The organism is Flavobacterium ammoniigenes, assembly GCF_020886055.1.
Taxonomy (GTDB): Bacteria; Bacteroidota; Bacteroidia; order Flavobacteriales; family Flavobacteriaceae; genus Flavobacterium; species Flavobacterium ammoniigenes.
Window position 1 is genome coordinate 662,332 of the sequence record NZ_AP025184.1, and the last position, 15,920, is coordinate 678,251.

Genomic DNA, 15,920 nt, shown 5'->3' on the forward strand with positions numbered 1-15,920 from the left:
GGTTTTATTTCGCTATATAACTATTATTATCCAATTTCACATCTGCCATTAAACCGCTTGGATCAAGAGTAATTTTTTTAATGCTTGCTTTAGGTTTTGAAACACTAAATTCAAAAGTAGGATAGGCCCATGCCCAATCGTTTAAAACGGTTCTTTTAATGGCAGGAGTTGGGTTTTCTTTTTCAAAACTCATCATACGCAATGGGATATAGAAACTTTCTGTTGTGCCGTCGGTATATTCTATTAAAACGTCCATTGGCATTGGCATTCTACCGATTCGCTCTAGCGTTACCGTAGTTGCAGCTGCATTGTCTTTTACTTCTTTAATTCCGTAATCAATAGTGTTGGTTGTTTCAGTCCAATCTAACAGGTACCAATCTAAATTAGCGCCAGTAACACGCTCTGCAGAGCGTTTAATGTCATTTGGAGTTGGGTGTTTGAATTTAAAATCAGCATAGTATTTTTTCAACGTTTTAAGTAAATTCTCTTTTCCAATAACATAGATTAATTGAGACAAGAACAATTCGCCTTTGCTGTAGGAAGTGATACTATATACTCTATTTTCATCAAAACGATCAGCATGTGTTCCTTGGGGCTGTTCTTTTCCAGAATTAGCCAACCAATTGTAACCTTTATAAGCTCCACCATATGGATTTTCTACTTTTTTATCGGCAATTTCATTTAAACCATAATCTTCTAAAAATGAAGTGAAACCTTCGTCCATCCAGCCGTGTTTGGATTCGTTAGAAGCCAATACATGTTGGAACCAAGAATGCGCCATTTCATGAGCTGTAACCCCTAACAAACCATCCCAATCACCTTGCCCTAAAATCAACGTACACATGGCATATTCCATTCCGCCATCGCCGCCTTGAATAACAGAATATTGTTGGTAGGGATAATTTCCAACGGTTTTGTTGTACACCTCCATCAACTGCACTGTTTTTGGCTGAAGGTTTTTCCAGTTTTGAATGTACTTCGGATTGTTTTTGTACAAAAAGTGAATGTCTACATTATTGGGCCCTTTCGCCACGTCGTGAATGTACTCTTTGTCGGCTGCCCAAGTAAAATCGTGTACCATCGGCGCCACAAAATGCCAAGTAAGCGTTTTGTTTTTCTTCGGATGAACTACCGTAATACCTGCGTCTTGGTAACCGTGACCAATTTCGTTTTTGTTTTGTAAATAGCCTGAACCTCCCAAAATATAGTTGGAATCAATGTTTATTTTCACATCAAAATTTCCCCAAACACCATGAAATTCTCTGGCGATATAAGGATCAGCGTGCCAACCTTCAAAATCGAATTCGGCTAATTTTGGATACCATTGCGCCATGGATAATTCCACTCCTTCGGCGTTATTTCTTCCAGAACGGCGAATTTGAATCGGAACTTGACCGTCAAAATCCAAGCTAAAAGTAGTTTTGGAATTTGGCAAAATGGGCTTAGCCAAAGTCACTTCTAATACTGTTCCTACTTCTTTTGCCAGAGCAGTTTGCCCGTCCTGTTTGAAATTAGAAATATGTAAATATCCAATTTCATTCGGTTTTAGGTTTTTGATGCGGCTCTCTTTCACTTCGGTTTCGCCTACTTTGACTTTGTGCACCATTCTTCCGTCAGGATCTTTAATACTCTGGATACGCGCATCCATTTCGCTGCCCGGTTGAAAGGCATTATTGTACAAATGGTAATACACTTTTCGCAAGGTGTCTGGCGAATTATTAGTATACACCAATTCTTGTTTTCCTTTGTATTGATAGGTTTTGACATCCATTTTCACGTCCATTTTATAATCGACATGTTGTTGCCAATAGGAAGTGTTTTGTGCGATTCCAGTTACTCCAAAAGAAAAAGCAGCGATTAAAAAGAGATTCTTCATGGTATAAAATAAAAAAGGAAGGGCTTATACCCTTCCGTGTTAGTTTTGTTTTCGAATTATTTTTTTGACATTTTTTCAGCCATTTGTAAAGCGTTATAGGCATTTACAATTTTCCCTGATTTAGAAAGTGCTGAAAACGGACGTATATCTGCTGGTTTTCCACCCACAATAACATCGCTCTCAATAGCAACTCCTGAATCCATTAAAATGTGTTTCACTTGTTTAGCGGTTAATTTTGGATAATAAGAACGGATCAAAGCAGCTACTCCAGCTACGTTTGGTGCGGCCATTGAGGTTCCTTGTAAAAAGCTGTAGGTGTTTTTCGGGGTTGTAGCATAGATTTTTACTCCAGGTGCAAAAACATCTACGTTGATTTTTCCAATATTCGAAAAGCGCGCTACTAATTTGTTTCCATTTTCAAAGTTCAAAGCACCGACAGTGATCATATTGTCAGCAAATTCGGTTATTTTATCGTCTGAATCATTTGGAAAGTTATCATTATAATCAATGTCTTTGGCGTCATTTCCAGCAGCGTGAACAATTAATACGTCTTTCTTTTCGGCATATTTAATCGCATCATACACCCATTGTTTTTGAGGTGAAAATGGTTTTCCAAAACTACCGTTGATTACTTTAGCTCCATTGTCTACAGCATATCGAATTCCCAACGCGATGTCTTTGTCATACTCGTCACCATCTGGAACAGCACGAACCGTTAAAATTTGAACATTAGAAGCAATTCCGTCTCCACCCATATTGTTATTGCGAACTTGAGCCACAATTCCCGCAACGTGTGTTCCGTGTCTTGCTTCTTCTTTGTCAGGTCCAAAAACAATATTATTTCCATATTTAATGTCGGTTATGTCATTTGGATTATCACCTACTACTTTACGGTAATCCGTTTTGAGATTGTCACCATTTAGCAAGGCATTAAAATCATCCAATTGTTTTTGCACCGCTTCTTTCAATTCCGAAACAGGCATTCCATAAGACAGCATTTTTTGCATGTCAGCTTTGCTTTTTTGTAGTGCTGGATCAGTAGAAGTAATTGCGTTTACTTCTTCAACACTATAGCTTGACTTTCCTAATTGTTTACTTATAGCGGCATCACCTTCGGCAATTGTTGCCAACATTTGTTCTAAACGTGATTTTCCTTGAGCAGCTTCTGCTACTTTTTTATCGTTCATCGCTTTAGCGGCCAAATAGGTTTTTTCGTCCACCAACGATTTGTCTTTGATAATACGTTCGTATTCTACATTTTCCTTAGTGATGTTTCCCAAGAAATTCCATCCATGAATATCATCGATATAGCCGTTTTTGTCATCGTCAATTCCGTTTCCGGCAATCTCTTTTTTATTAGTCCAGACTACTGATTTTAAGTCGTCGTGTTCAATATCTACCCCCGAATCAACAATCCCAACAATAACGGTAACTCCCTTTTTACCTTTCAATAATTCGGCATAGGCTTTATCTACGCTCATTCCAGGAATCGTGTCTTTGGCTAAATCCAAATGACTCCATCGGTTCAATTCAGTTGCTGTAAGTTTTGCTTTTTTAGTAAGTGTTTGAGCTGTAGTCGAAAATGACAAACCAGCCATCACAACAAGTGATAATAGAGAAATATTTATTTTTTTCATCGAATTGGTTTTTAATGATTATTCAAAAATACTTTTATTTTGGGCAATTAATCGTAACGATTAACTTTATTTTAATATTTCGTCAGCAGAAAACGTATCTTTTAAACGAACGCCTCTTTCTGTTTTTTCCACCCTAATAATTTCGTTGTGCGCGTCATGTTGTAAGAACAAATAGTAATTGTTTTCGGCTGCCGCATTCATAAACTTTGTTTTTTCAGGCATCGTTAATAAAGGTCGGGTGTCATAGCCCATAACATAAGGAATTGGAATGTGTCCGGCTGTCGCCAATAAATCAGCACAAAAAACAATGGTTTTGTCTTGGTATTGGATGTGTGGAATCATTTGTTTTTCGGTATGACCATCCACAAATAGAATTCCAAAACCCAATTCCGATTTTACTAAATAGTCGTCTTCTGGTCTTTGTACAAATCGAAGTTGGCCACTCTCTTGCATCGGGATAATGTTTTCCTTTAAGAAAGATGCTTTTTCTCTCACATTGGGTTCTGTTGCCCATTGCCAATGCTTTTCATTACTCCAGAAAACAGCGTTTTTAAATGCAGGTTCGTAGCCAGTTCGGTCCTTGTTCCACTGAATACTTCCGCCGCAATGATCAAAATGCAAGTGGGTCATAAAAACATCGGTAATATCATCTCGGTGAAAACCGTATTTTGCCAAGGACTTGTCTAACGAATGTGTCCCCCAAAGCGAATAATAACCAAAAAATTTATCGGATTGTTTATTACCCATTCCGGTATCAATCAAAATTAATCGATTCCCATCTTCAATTAATAAACAACGCGCGGCAATATCAATCAAATTGTTGTCATCTGCGGGATTGGTTTTGTTCCAAATGGATTTGGGCACCACGCCAAACATAGCGCCGCCATCGAGTTTAAAATTGCCAGTTTCTATAGGGTATAATTTCATCGATTTTTGAATTAAAACAGCTGCAAATTACTAAATAGTTTGATTCCAATTCTTGAAATCAATTTTTTCTATACTAAGATTAGTTATAAAAATTTGAATGCGCATGGCATTTACTTTAAAAGGTATTATCTTTGCGCTTTATTTAGAAAAAATAAAAATAACAAAATTCAACACATGATTAAAGTTTCAGATACTGCCAGTAAAAGGATCATCGACATGATGAACGAAGACGGTTTTGATGCTGCCCAAGATTACGTTCGTGTGGGCGTGAAAAGCGGTGGTTGTTCGGGCTTGTCTTATGAATTGAAATTCGATAAAGAACTTACCGAAAACGACAAAGTTTTTGAAGACAATAATGTAAAGATTGCCGTAGAGAAAAAATCATTTTTGTACTTAGCAGGAACGATTTTAGAATTTTCGGGCGGTTTAAACGGAAAAGGATTTGTGTTTAACAATCCGAACGCAAGTAGAACTTGTGGATGCGGAGAATCTTTTTCTTTATAAAAACCCCTCAAGGGTTTCAACCCAAACAAGGGTTAAACGATAAAAAATTATGAGTAAATATACTGAAGACGATTTAAAAATCGAACTCGAAAACAAGGAGTACGAGTACGGATTTTATACTGAACTTGATTCGGAAACTTTTCCGATCGGTTTAAATGAAGATATCGTTCGTGCTATTTCTAAGAAAAAAGAAGAGCCGCAATGGATGACCGATTGGCGTATTGAGGCCTTTCGCGCTTGGGAGCAAATGGAAGAACCTGAATGGGCTAATGTACATTATGAAAAACCTGACTTTCAAGCTATTTCGTATTATTCGGCACCCAAAAAAGCAGATCCAAACAAAACATTAGACGATGTCGATCCAGAATTGTTGGCGATGTACAAAAAGCTAGGGATCTCAGTCGATGAACAAAAAATGATGAACAATGTGGCGATGGATATTGTAGTAGACTCTGTTTCAGTAGCTACCACTTTTAAGAAAACATTGGCCGAAAAAGGCATCATCTTCATGAGTATTTCTGAAGCGATTCGCGAATACCCAGACTTGGTTCAAAAATATTTAGGCACAATAGTTCCGCAAAAAGATAATTATTATGCCGCGTTGAATTCGGCTGTATTTTCAGACGGCTCGTTCTGCTACATTCCGAAAGGAGTGAAATGTCCAATGGAATTGTCTACCTATTTCCGAATCAATCAAGCTGGAACAGGACAATTTGAACGTACGCTTTTAGTGGCTGATGCAGGTAGTTATGTGAGTTACTTGGAAGGATGTACGGCACCAAGTCGTGACGAAAATCAACTGCACGCAGCGGTAGTTGAATTAATTGCCATGGAAGATGCTGAGATCAAATATTCTACCGTTCAAAATTGGTATCCTGGAAATAAAGAAGGTAAAGGAGGGGTGTATAATTTTGTGACTAAAAGAGGTTTGTGCGAGAAAAACGCTAAAATTTCATGGACACAAGTAGAAACCGGTTCGGCAGTAACCTGGAAATATCCTTCTGTAGTTTTAAAAGGCGACAATTCGGTAGGCGAATTTTATTCGATAGCTGTTACCAATAATTTCCAACAAGCCGATACTGGAACCAAGATGATCCATCTAGGTAAAAACACCAAATCGACAATTATTTCTAAAGGAATTTCGGCTGGTAAATCACAAAACAGTTACCGCGGATTGGTTCAAATTAGCCCTAGAGCTGATAATGCGCGTAACTTTTCTCAATGCGATTCATTGTTGATGGGAAATAGTTGTGGCGCACATACTTTTCCATATATCGAAAGCAAAAACCCAACCGCTAAAATAGAACACGAAGCGACGACCAGTAAAATTGGCGAAGACCAAGTATTTTATTGCAATCAACGTGGAATTCCAACAGAGAAAGCCATTGCGTTAATAGTAAACGGATTTAGTAAAGATGTGTTGAACAAGTTGCCAATGGAATTTGCTGTTGAAGCACAAAAATTACTAGAAATTTCGCTTGAAGGAAGCGTAGGATAACTGATATAAATCTTAATACCAAACGGTTTAAAATAAAAGAATAAAATGTTAAAAATTAGCAATTTACACGCTTCAATCGGCGATAAAGAAATATTAAAAGGAATCAATCTTGAAGTAAAAGCAGGAGAAGTACACGCGATTATGGGACCTAACGGTGCCGGAAAATCCACTTTATCTTCTATCATTGCTGGAAACGAAAATTACGAAGTAACCGAAGGGGACATTGTTTTGGCGGGTGAAGATTTAGCCGATTTAGCTCCTGAAGAAAGAGCGCACAAAGGCGTATTCTTGTCGTTCCAATATCCAGTAGAAATTCCAGGAGTTTCGGTGACCAATTTCATCAAAACAGCCATCAATGAAAAACGCAAAGCTAACGGTCAAGACGAAATGCCCGCTAACGAAATGTTGAAATTGATTCGTGAAAAATCAGAATTGTTAGAAATGGACAGAAAGTTTTTGTCACGTTCTTTAAACGAAGGTTTTTCGGGAGGAGAAAAGAAACGTAACGAGATATTTCAAATGGCGATGTTGGAACCTAAAATTGCTATTTTGGATGAAACCGATTCTGGTTTGGATATCGATGCCCTACGAATTGTTGCTAATGGGGTTAACAAATTGAAAAACGAAAACAACGCGGTTTTAGTGATTACACACTACCAACGTTTGTTAGACTATATTGTTCCTGATTTTGTTCACGTATTGATGGACGGAAAAATCGTAAAATCAGGTACTGCAGCTTTGGCTTTGGAACTAGAAGAAAAAGGATACGACTGGATTAAGGAAGAATTAGTTTAAACTATTTTTTGGTTTCCGTTGCCCAACGGACGACCGACAAATGACAACCAAAAAAATGGAATTAAAAGAAAAATTACTATCGTCTTTTATGGCTTTTGAAGCGCGAGTGGATGTTCAAACAGAACTTCACGACATGCGTACGGCAGCGATAAAAAACTTTGAACATAAAGGTTTCCCAACCAAGAAAGACGAAGCGTGGAAATACACCTCACTGAATACCATTCTAAAAAAAGACTTTAGTGTATTCCCTAAAAATGAAGCGACTATAGAATTCAAAGACGTAAAAAAATACTTTTTACACGAAATTGACACTCACAAAGTTGTCTTTATTGACGGCGTTTTTGCTTCAAATTTATCTTCTACCACACATGACGGAATTGATGTTTGTTTGATGTCTTCGGCATTGACTAAACCCAAATACAAAATGGTGATTGATACGTATTTCAATCAAATTGCAAACAAAGACGAAAGTTTGACTTCTTTGAATACGGCTTTCGCCAATGAAGGAGCGTATATCAACATTCCGAAAAGCAAAGTGGCGGACAAGCCGATTGAGATTATGTATTTCTCTACCGGATCTGAAGCGGCGCTTTTGGTTCAACCAAGAAACTTGGTAATTGTAGGCGAAAACTCGCATGTTCAAATCATTGAAAGGCACCAATGTCTGAATGAAAATGCTGTACTGACCAATTCGGTTACCGAGATTTTTGCCCAAAAAAGAGCGATTGTGGATTATTACAAAATCCAAAACGACGCATTGGAAGCCAACTTGATTGACAACACCTATGTGTCTCAAAAACAAGAAAGCCACGTTTCGGTACAAACTTTTTCTTTTGGAGGAAACTTGACTCGAAACAATTTGAACTTTTATCATTTTGGTGAACGCTTGACGAGTACTTTAAACGGAATTACGATTATTGGCGACAAGCAACATGTAGATCATTATACTTTGGTACATCACGCACAACCGAATTGCGAAAGTTTCCAAGATTACAAAGGCATATTTTCTGACCGTTCGACAGGGGTGTTTAACGGAAAAGTTTATGTAGAAAAAGAAGCGCAAAAAACTAATGCTTTCCAAAAAAGCAATAATATTTTATTGAGCGACAAGGCCACAATTAATGCGAAACCACAATTAGAGATTTTTGCAGATGATGTGAAATGTTCTCATGGTTGTACGGTGGGTCAATTGGACGAAACCGCTTTATTTTATATGCAACAACGCGGTATCCCAAAGAAAGAAGCTAAAGCCTTATTGATGTATGCGTTTTCTAATGCCGTAATTGAAAACATCAAAATTCCGGAATTAAAAAACCGAATCACCGCTATTATTGCTACTAAATTAGGAGTGAAATTAGGGTTTGATTTGTAGTAAATAAAATTTTTTTAATAGTAAAAGAGCGCAATGTAATATACGTCGCGCTCTTTTTTATTTTACTTTTTGATGCTGCGAACAATTCCGCCCAGCAAACCATTAAAATCAAATTCAGGATCTTCCTTGAGTCCCATCCTAACGATAACTAAATCATGACTCGGGAATATTGCGACCATTTGTCCTTGAAAACCACTGGCGAAATACAAATCCTTTGGCGCATCCGGAAAACGCCCACTGGAATTCAGCCAAAATTGACCTCCGTATTGTCCGTTGGATGTATTAGTTGGTGTGGCAACATATTTTGCCCAACTGGGTTTAAAAAGTTGTTCTCCGCGCCAATTGCCTTGGTGCAAATACAACAAACCAAACTTTGCCCAATCGCGTGTGGTTGCCCATCCGTAAGACGATCCTACATAATTGCCTGCCATATCAGTTTCTACTAACATCGAGTGCATCCCAATTTTATCAATTAAGGCCGAATACCAAAAATCCAAGTATTCTTGATGGGTTTTGAACTGTTTTCTCAAAATGCCCGAAAGCAAATTAGTAGTTCCCGACGAATAGTTCCAATGCGCATTGGGCTGGAAAGCCAATGGTTTTTCGAGTTGCGAACGCGTCATGTCTTCGGCTTGAAACAACATGGTAGTCACATCTGAAATCGCTCCGTAATCTTCGTTCCATTCCAATCCGGAATTCATGTGCAATAAATCGTTGGTGGTGATTTTTTTGCGCTCGTCTTTTGCCCATTCCGGAATAGGAGCGGCTTGGTAAATGTTGTATTTCCCTTGTTTTTCCAGAATTCCAAAAAGAGTAGCTGTAATACTTTTAGTCATGGACCATCCTAAAATTTTACTGTTTTTTGTAAATCCCGTATCGTATTGCTCGGCAATAATTTTGTCTTTATAAATTACAATAACAGAACGCGTACGTTTGTTTTTTTGTCCTTTTTGGTCAAAAGCGTTGGCTACAGTTTGGTTCAATTGGTTGTAATCAATATTGGAAAAAACCGTGTCTTTTTGTTCGGCATCACCGTAAGGATAAACCAAGTTAACTTTTGATCGATCTCTTTTTGGAACCAAATACGGTTTTGAAGTATCAAAATCATCGTTGATTAAAGTGGCGCCCAAACCTTCACGATAAATGGCTTTGCGTTCTTTTAAACCTTTAACCGAAGCTGTAACAAACAGACCCGCATCGTCAATGGTGTTTTGAGCCAAATCGATGAGGTCAATATCGTTGTCGCCTTGTTCAATCATTTGTTGTGAACGATGGTCTATAAAATGCCCAGAAGCAATACTTTTAGCGGAGAAACCTGAAATTAAATCGAGTTTTGGATAGGTGGTAAAGCCAAAATACAACAGCCCGATAACTGCTGCAATACCAATTAATTGTACTACTTTTTTCATTTGGACTAATTTGAAATTCATGCAATGTAAATAAAAATTGGGAATTATTTCCAACCGAAAAAGTAGTTGCGTAGTCTAGCCCCGATAGCAGCGGCATCCTTTTTGGACTTTAGGCCAAAAAGATAAAGCGAATAGCGGGACAAAATGCCTTTGAAAATCAAAACAAATGCTCCTAAAAACAAGCAAAATAATTTTGAAAAATCCACCGCAATTTTACTACTTTTGTATTTAGAAAAATTCTAAATAAATGTTTGACATTCAAAAAATAAGAGCCGATTTTCCGATACTTTCCAGACAAGTAAACGGAAAGCCGTTGGTGTATTTTGATAACGGAGCGACCACACAAAAACCACAGGTGGTGATTGACGCGATTGCGACCTATTATCAGGAAATCAATGCGAATATTCATCGTGGCGTACATACTTTGAGTCAGTTAGCCACCGATGCTTATGAAGCGTCTCGAACTAAAATCCAAAATCACATTAATGCCCAATTTGCTCACGAAGTCCTTTTTACTTCGGGCACAACTCATGGGGTAAATTTGGTGGCCAATGGCTTTGCTTCGCTTTTGAAAGCGGGCGATGAGGTGCTAGTTTCGGCTTTGGAACACCACAGTAATATTGTGCCTTGGCAAATGTTGTGTGAGAAAACAGGTGCTGTTTTGAAAGTCATCCCGATGAATGAAAAGGGCGAATTGGTGATGACAGAATTTGACCAATTGCTTTCGGATAAAACGAAAATTGTAACCGTTAATCATATTTCGAATGCCTTGGGAACCATCAATCCAATTAAATACATGATTGACAAAGCGCATCAATTTGGCGCTGCCGTTTTCATTGATGGGGCGCAAGCGGTTCCGCATTTGAAACCGAATGTACAGGAATTGGATTGTGATTTTTATGCTTTTTCAGGACATAAAATATGCGGGCCAACAGGAACGGGAATTTTGTACGGAAAAGAAGCGTGGCTCAATAAATTACCGCCTTACCAAGGTGGTGGCGAAATGATTAAGGAAGTTACTTTTGAGAAAACAACCTATGCTGAATTGCCGCATAAATTTGAAGCTGGAACACCTAATATTGCTGGCGGAATTGTGTTAGGAGCGGCTGTAGATTATATGAATTCTGTTGGTTTTGATAACATTCAGAAACAAGAATTAGAATTATTGAATTACGCCACCGAGCAGTTATTAGCCATTGAAGGATTAAAAATTTACGGAACTGCCGAAGCCAAAACTTCGGTGATTTCATTCAATATAGACGGGATTCATCCCTATGATATTGGAACGATTGTGGATAAATTAGGCATTGCCGTTAGAACAGGACACCATTGCGCGCAACCGATTATGAATTTCTTTGAAATTCCGGGAACGATTCGTGCTTCATTTGCGTTTTACAATACCAAAGAAGAAATTGATGTAATGGTCGAAGCGGTGAAAAAAGCTAAAATGATGCTGTCTTAATTTGACATACAAATGAAAAAGACGATCGTTTTGTTGTTGACCCTTTTGTTTTTTGCGGCATGCGCAGGACAAAAAAGGACAGAAGACCATTCGGTTAAATTGGAATACCAAGCTTATTCAAGAGGTTTTTACCAAATGATTCGAGTAGAAAAACAAATGGTTTTTGTAGCCAAAAGGAGAGAGGAAAAACCAATAGGTTATAAAATTAATTATGCAGATTGGACTACTATAAATACAGCAATTGAACAATTGAATTTGGATTCGCTTACTCAAATGAAAGCACCTACCGATAAACGATTGTATGACGGTGCGGCTTTCGCTAATTTGAAAATAACAAAACAAGGGAAAACAGTTGAATCCCCAAGTTTTGATCACGGCTATCCACCGGTAGCAATTGAAAAAATAGTGAATAAAATGCTTTCTTTTGTAAAGTAAAAAGCAAAAATGGATATGACAATAAAAGAAATACAAGACGAGATAATTGACGAATTCGCGATGTTTGACGACTGGATGCAACGGTACGAATACATCATTGAATTGGGAAAAAACCTCCCATTAATCAAAGAAGAATTTAAAACCGAAGACAACATTATCAAAGGCTGCCAGTCTAAAGTATGGTTGCAGGGCGAACAACAAGGAGATACTGTTGCTTTTACAGCCGATAGTGATGCGATTCTAACCAAAGGAATTATTGCTATTTTGATTCGGGTATTTTCGAATCAAAAACCAGCCGATATCTTGGAAGCCGATATGGATTTTATAGATGCCATTGGATTAAAAGAACATTTGTCACCTACTCGCGCTAACGGACTAGTTTCGATGATTAAAAATATTAAAATGTATGCTTTGGCATTCCAATCAAAAAACTAACAATTATGACACAAGAAATAGACACTAACGAATTAGGAGAAGCGATTGTAAAAAAATTAAAAACGATTTACGATCCTGAAATTCCCGTTGATATTTACGAATTAGGATTGATTTACGACGTTATGGTGAATACCGATTATGAAGTAAAAATCTTGATGACTTTAACCTCTCCCAACTGTCCTGTAGCCGAAAGTTTACCAAGGGAAGTAGAAGAAAAAGTGAAGTCAATTGAAAACGTTAAATCGGCAGATGTTGAGATTACTTTTGATCCACCATGGAGCAAAGATTTGATGAGCGAAGAAGCAAAATTAGAGTTGGGAATGCTATAGTAAAAGTGTTCATTAATCAGTTTTTAGTGTTCAGTTAAAGACTAAACAATAAATTCAGCATGGAAGAAATTATCAATAAGGTCGCGCAAAGTTCGTTAGTCGTTTTCGATTTAGAAGATTACTATCCAGACGATCATGTAGTGGACTTGGATGTTTCGCAATGGTTGGCCGAAGGATTTCTCTTAAGAGAAACTGATTTTAGAGCCCAATTAAAAGCAATGGATTGGACTCCGTACGAAGACAAATACGTGGCATTGTATTGCGCTACTGATGCGATATTGCCGGCTTGGGCGTTTGCTTTGGTCGCGGTTCATTTAGCCCCATTGGCTTTAAAAATTATTCATGGATCTAAAGAATTGGCCATTATTGAATGGTACCAAGACATTTTAAACAAACTCGATTATACGGACTATTTTGAAAAACCAGTTATCTTAAAAGGCTGTTCGAAAAAAGCTGTTCCGAATCAAGTGTATACTTTGGCAATTCAAAAATTGATCAAAGTTTCTAAAAGCGTAATGTTTGGCGAAGCTTGTTCGGCAGTGCCACTATATAAGGCTAAAAAATAAGGAGTAAAAAATATATAAAAAAGCCCTTTTGATTTTTCAAAAGGGCTTTTTTTTATTCTTCTTTTTCGATAGCATCTTTGTAATCAGGATACAAGAACTTGTTGTAAGGGAAACGCGTAATGTGTATTTGTCGGACTGCTTCGTACACTCGCTCTCTAAATTCCTCAAAATTTTCTTTTTGAGTAGCCGAAATAAACAAGGCATTTTGTTCTCCTAATCGGCTCATCCAAGTCGATTTCCATTCGTCTAATGTATAATGGCGAGTTGTTTTCTCAGTAATTAAATCATCTTCGTCAATGGTCAAATGTTGGTAGGAATCAATTTTATTGAACACCATAATCACCGGTTTATCATTGGCCTTGATGTCCTGTAAAATTTGGTTGACCGCTTCAATATGATCTTCAAAATCAGGGTGCGAAATATCCACAATATGCAATAACAAATCGGCTTCGCGTACCTCATCCAGTGTACTTTTGAACGAATCTACAAGTTGCGTTGGCAATTTTCGAATAAACCCTACGGTGTCTGAAAGTAAGAACGGCAGGTTTTTAATCACCACTTTACGAACGGTAGTGTCCAAGGTGGCAAACAATTTATTTTCCACGAATACTTCGCTTTTTCCCACTGCATTCATCAAGGTCGATTTCCCCACATTGGTATAACCCACCAAAGCCACGCGTACCATGGCGCCACGGTTGCTTCGTTGAATGCCCATTTGTTTGTCAATGGTTTTGATTTTATCTTTCAAAAGGGAAATACGATCACGCACAATACGACGGTCCGTTTCAATTTCGGTTTCTCCAGGCCCACGCATTCCGATACCTCCTTTTTGACGCTCTAAGTGCGTCCAAAGTCCGGATAAGCGGGGTAATAAATAGATACATTGTGCTAGTTCTACCTGGGTTCTTGCATAAGAAGTTTCGGCTCGTTGTGCAAAAATGTCTAGGATTAAATTGGTTCGGTCTAGAATTTTACAATCTATAATTCTTGAGATGTTTTTTTGTTGCGACGGCGTTAATTCGTCGTCAAATATTACCGTTGAAATTTCGTTTTCTTTGACATACAAATTGATTTCGTCTATTTTTCCGGTACCCAAAAAAGTTTTTGGATTTGGCTTGTCCATTTTTTGCCAAAAACGCTTCACCACTTGTCCTCCAGCGGTAAAGGTTAAAAACTCTAATTCGTCTAAATATTCCGTTAATTTATCCTCGGATTGGTTCTGAGTAACAATCCCAACGATGGCGGTTTTTTCGAAATTTAATACTTCTTTTTCTAGCATAACTTTGAATGAGCGACAAATTTAATCATTTGCTTTTACTTATCTCCATAAATCTGCACATCGTCAATTTGAAAAGCCCCGTCAAGGGTTACCGTTTTTCCCGAACCTATATATCGAAAACCAATAGTGACTTTCCCCGTGAACGAAGACAAGTCAATTCCGCCTGAACCCACAAATTGATACCAAGGCGTGGCTTGCGTTGGCAATTTTGCATTGAGCGGAATCCAGGTTGCAGTTGCCACATTAATTCCGTCAAAATCGTTCGAAATAAAGACATCTAAGGCGTTTAACGGCGAATCGGCGTCCAAGTGGTGTTGTGCTGCGCGGAACGTTAATAGTTCGTTCTTGTATTCGTCTAAATCAATTTTGGGAGTGATTAACCAGCCAATATTGGAAGCTACTTTAGTTCCGCTAATGGCATATTCGGCACAACCATTACCTGAAAAAACAGCGCCTTGCCAGTACAAACTTCCTGCTTGAATTATATTTACCCAACCCGCTAAGTTGATATTAATATTGTTTTCAACGGTTTCAAAATTTTCTCTAAAAAAAGGGGAATTGCGTTTACTATTTAAATTGACATCCTTTTCGGATCGAGCCACTAATTGATAATCGGTTCCGTATTTTGTCAAAATTCCCTTTACCGTTCCGCTGCCAATAGGAATTTCTTTGGTCGAAAAATCTGCAAAACTACTAGTTCTAAAATACATTTTATTGCCCAATTTATCTTCTAAATTCCAGTTGGTGCCCCCACCGACATCATTGCTGCTTTCGTAATAATGTCTGCCCATTGCTTCTCCTGAAAATTGGACATCTACCACTTCGACTAGAGTGTTCAGATAAGAATCGTTCATTAGTTCACTAAGAGTAATTTTTTTGGTTAAAACCTGATCACTCAGTTGGGTGCAAGAGGCAATCAATACTTTTTTATAGGCATTTTGCGAAAGCCGACCCACTCCTCCTTCGTTATAAGAATTGACATAAATAGTCCCAATTCGCAGCCCTCCAAAATAAATATCCGTGTATTGATCTTTGAGATTTATGTACACTTTGCTACCCAATCGGTAATCAATGTAGGTGTTGCTTACGTCTACGGGAACACTAAAACCAATAGCAGGTTGCGCGGCTGTTGCCAAAGTTTGAAACGAAATGGTTTTGAAGAAGTTGCCATTTTCGTCTGTCGATACTACATATGCCTCAATAATGTCATCGTATTTGTACTGTGTCACAATCGCATCGGCCGCATCGCGGACTTCGGCCACCGTTCGGTTGGTTTTCAAATAGGGCTGGTTACATTCTAAAGGAGGAAGTGCCGGCTCCTCTTGAACACAACTTGCGAAAAGCACTGTCAAAAATATACTTAACGAGAGGCTGGTAAAAGGAATTTTCATGATTA

The 15,920-nt window shown here is 38.0% G+C and carries 15 protein-coding genes; 9 read left to right on the forward strand and 6 right to left on the reverse strand.

From position 1 onward, the window contains the following. Positions 1-4: 4 nt before the first annotated feature. The 3 genes from LPC21_RS02950 to LPC21_RS02960 form a co-directional block, all read right to left on the reverse strand. A complete protein-coding gene (locus LPC21_RS02950) occupies positions 5-1,876 on the reverse strand; it encodes a M1 family metallopeptidase (protein ID WP_229318019.1) in 1,872 nt (623 codons plus the stop codon). 56 nt (positions 1,877-1,932) lie between these two features. Beyond that, positions 1,933-3,513, reverse strand: coding sequence for a S8 family peptidase (locus LPC21_RS02955; protein ID WP_229318020.1), 1,581 nt, complete (start codon positions 3,511-3,513; stop codon positions 1,933-1,935). Positions 3,514-3,579: 66 nt separating this feature from the next. Further along, complete coding sequence (locus tag LPC21_RS02960; RefSeq protein WP_229318021.1) at positions 3,580-4,440, reverse strand: MBL fold metallo-hydrolase; 861 nt, start codon at positions 4,438-4,440, stop codon at positions 3,580-3,582. Positions 4,441-4,614: 174 nt separating this feature from the next. Here LPC21_RS02960 and LPC21_RS02965 point away from each other — a divergent pair, with 174 nt between their 5' ends. From LPC21_RS02965 to sufD, 4 genes are read left to right on the forward strand one after another with little or no spacing between them, the layout of a single operon-like run. Beyond that, positions 4,615-4,944: a HesB/IscA family protein gene (locus LPC21_RS02965; protein ID WP_229318022.1), complete on the forward strand. Its 330-nt coding sequence runs from the start codon at positions 4,615-4,617 to the stop codon at positions 4,942-4,944. A 49-nt stretch (positions 4,945-4,993) separates the two neighbouring features. Further along, a complete protein-coding gene (gene sufB / locus LPC21_RS02970; RefSeq protein ID WP_229318023.1) occupies positions 4,994-6,442 on the forward strand; it encodes a Fe-S cluster assembly protein SufB in 1,449 nt (482 codons plus the stop codon). 45 nt (positions 6,443-6,487) lie between these two features. Further along, the gene (gene sufC / locus LPC21_RS02975; protein WP_229318024.1) at positions 6,488-7,237 is read left to right on the forward strand and encodes a Fe-S cluster assembly ATPase SufC; all 750 of its coding nucleotides are present in this window, start codon (positions 6,488-6,490) and stop codon (positions 7,235-7,237) included. 55 nt (positions 7,238-7,292) lie between these two features. Next, positions 7,293-8,609 carry a Fe-S cluster assembly protein SufD gene (gene sufD / locus LPC21_RS02980; protein WP_229318025.1) on the forward strand — a complete coding sequence of 439 codons (1,317 nt, stop codon included), beginning with the start codon at positions 7,293-7,295 and terminating at the stop codon, positions 8,607-8,609. Between the two features lie 62 nt (positions 8,610-8,671). Here sufD and LPC21_RS02985 read toward each other — a convergent pair whose 3' ends face one another. Then, positions 8,672-10,018 carry a serine hydrolase domain-containing protein gene (locus tag LPC21_RS02985; RefSeq protein WP_229318026.1) on the reverse strand — a complete coding sequence of 449 codons (1,347 nt, stop codon included), beginning with the start codon at positions 10,016-10,018 and terminating at the stop codon, positions 8,672-8,674. A gap of 247 nt (positions 10,019-10,265) precedes the next feature. Here LPC21_RS02985 and LPC21_RS02990 point away from each other — a divergent pair, with 247 nt between their 5' ends. The 5 genes from LPC21_RS02990 to LPC21_RS03010 are packed head-to-tail and all read left to right on the forward strand — an operon-like array spanning position 10,266 to position 13,245. Further along, positions 10,266-11,480, forward strand: coding sequence for an aminotransferase class V-fold PLP-dependent enzyme (locus LPC21_RS02990; RefSeq protein WP_229318027.1), 1,215 nt, complete (start codon positions 10,266-10,268; stop codon positions 11,478-11,480). Positions 11,481-11,492: 12 nt separating this feature from the next. Beyond that, entirely contained in the window at positions 11,493-11,915 is a 423-nt protein-coding gene (locus LPC21_RS02995) for a hypothetical protein (protein WP_229318028.1), read from the forward strand. Positions 11,916-11,930: 15 nt separating this feature from the next. Continuing rightward, a complete protein-coding gene (locus LPC21_RS03000; protein ID WP_229318029.1) occupies positions 11,931-12,350 on the forward strand; it encodes a SufE family protein in 420 nt (139 codons plus the stop codon). A gap of 5 nt (positions 12,351-12,355) precedes the next feature. Then, positions 12,356-12,679 (forward strand): SUF system Fe-S cluster assembly protein, encoded by a 324-nt coding sequence (locus LPC21_RS03005; protein WP_229318030.1) that lies wholly within the window; start codon positions 12,356-12,358, stop codon positions 12,677-12,679. Between the two features lie 59 nt (positions 12,680-12,738). After that, a complete protein-coding gene (locus tag LPC21_RS03010; RefSeq protein ID WP_229318031.1) occupies positions 12,739-13,245 on the forward strand; it encodes a DUF2480 family protein in 507 nt (168 codons plus the stop codon). A gap of 52 nt (positions 13,246-13,297) precedes the next feature. Here LPC21_RS03010 and hflX read toward each other — a convergent pair whose 3' ends face one another. Next, the gene (gene hflX / locus LPC21_RS03015; protein WP_229318032.1) at positions 13,298-14,524 is read right to left on the reverse strand and encodes a GTPase HflX; all 1,227 of its coding nucleotides are present in this window, start codon (positions 14,522-14,524) and stop codon (positions 13,298-13,300) included. A 35-nt stretch (positions 14,525-14,559) separates the two neighbouring features. Then, a complete protein-coding gene (locus tag LPC21_RS03020) occupies positions 14,560-15,915 on the reverse strand; it encodes a DUF5689 domain-containing protein (RefSeq protein WP_229318033.1) in 1,356 nt (451 codons plus the stop codon). Positions 15,916-15,920: the final 5 nt, after the last annotated feature.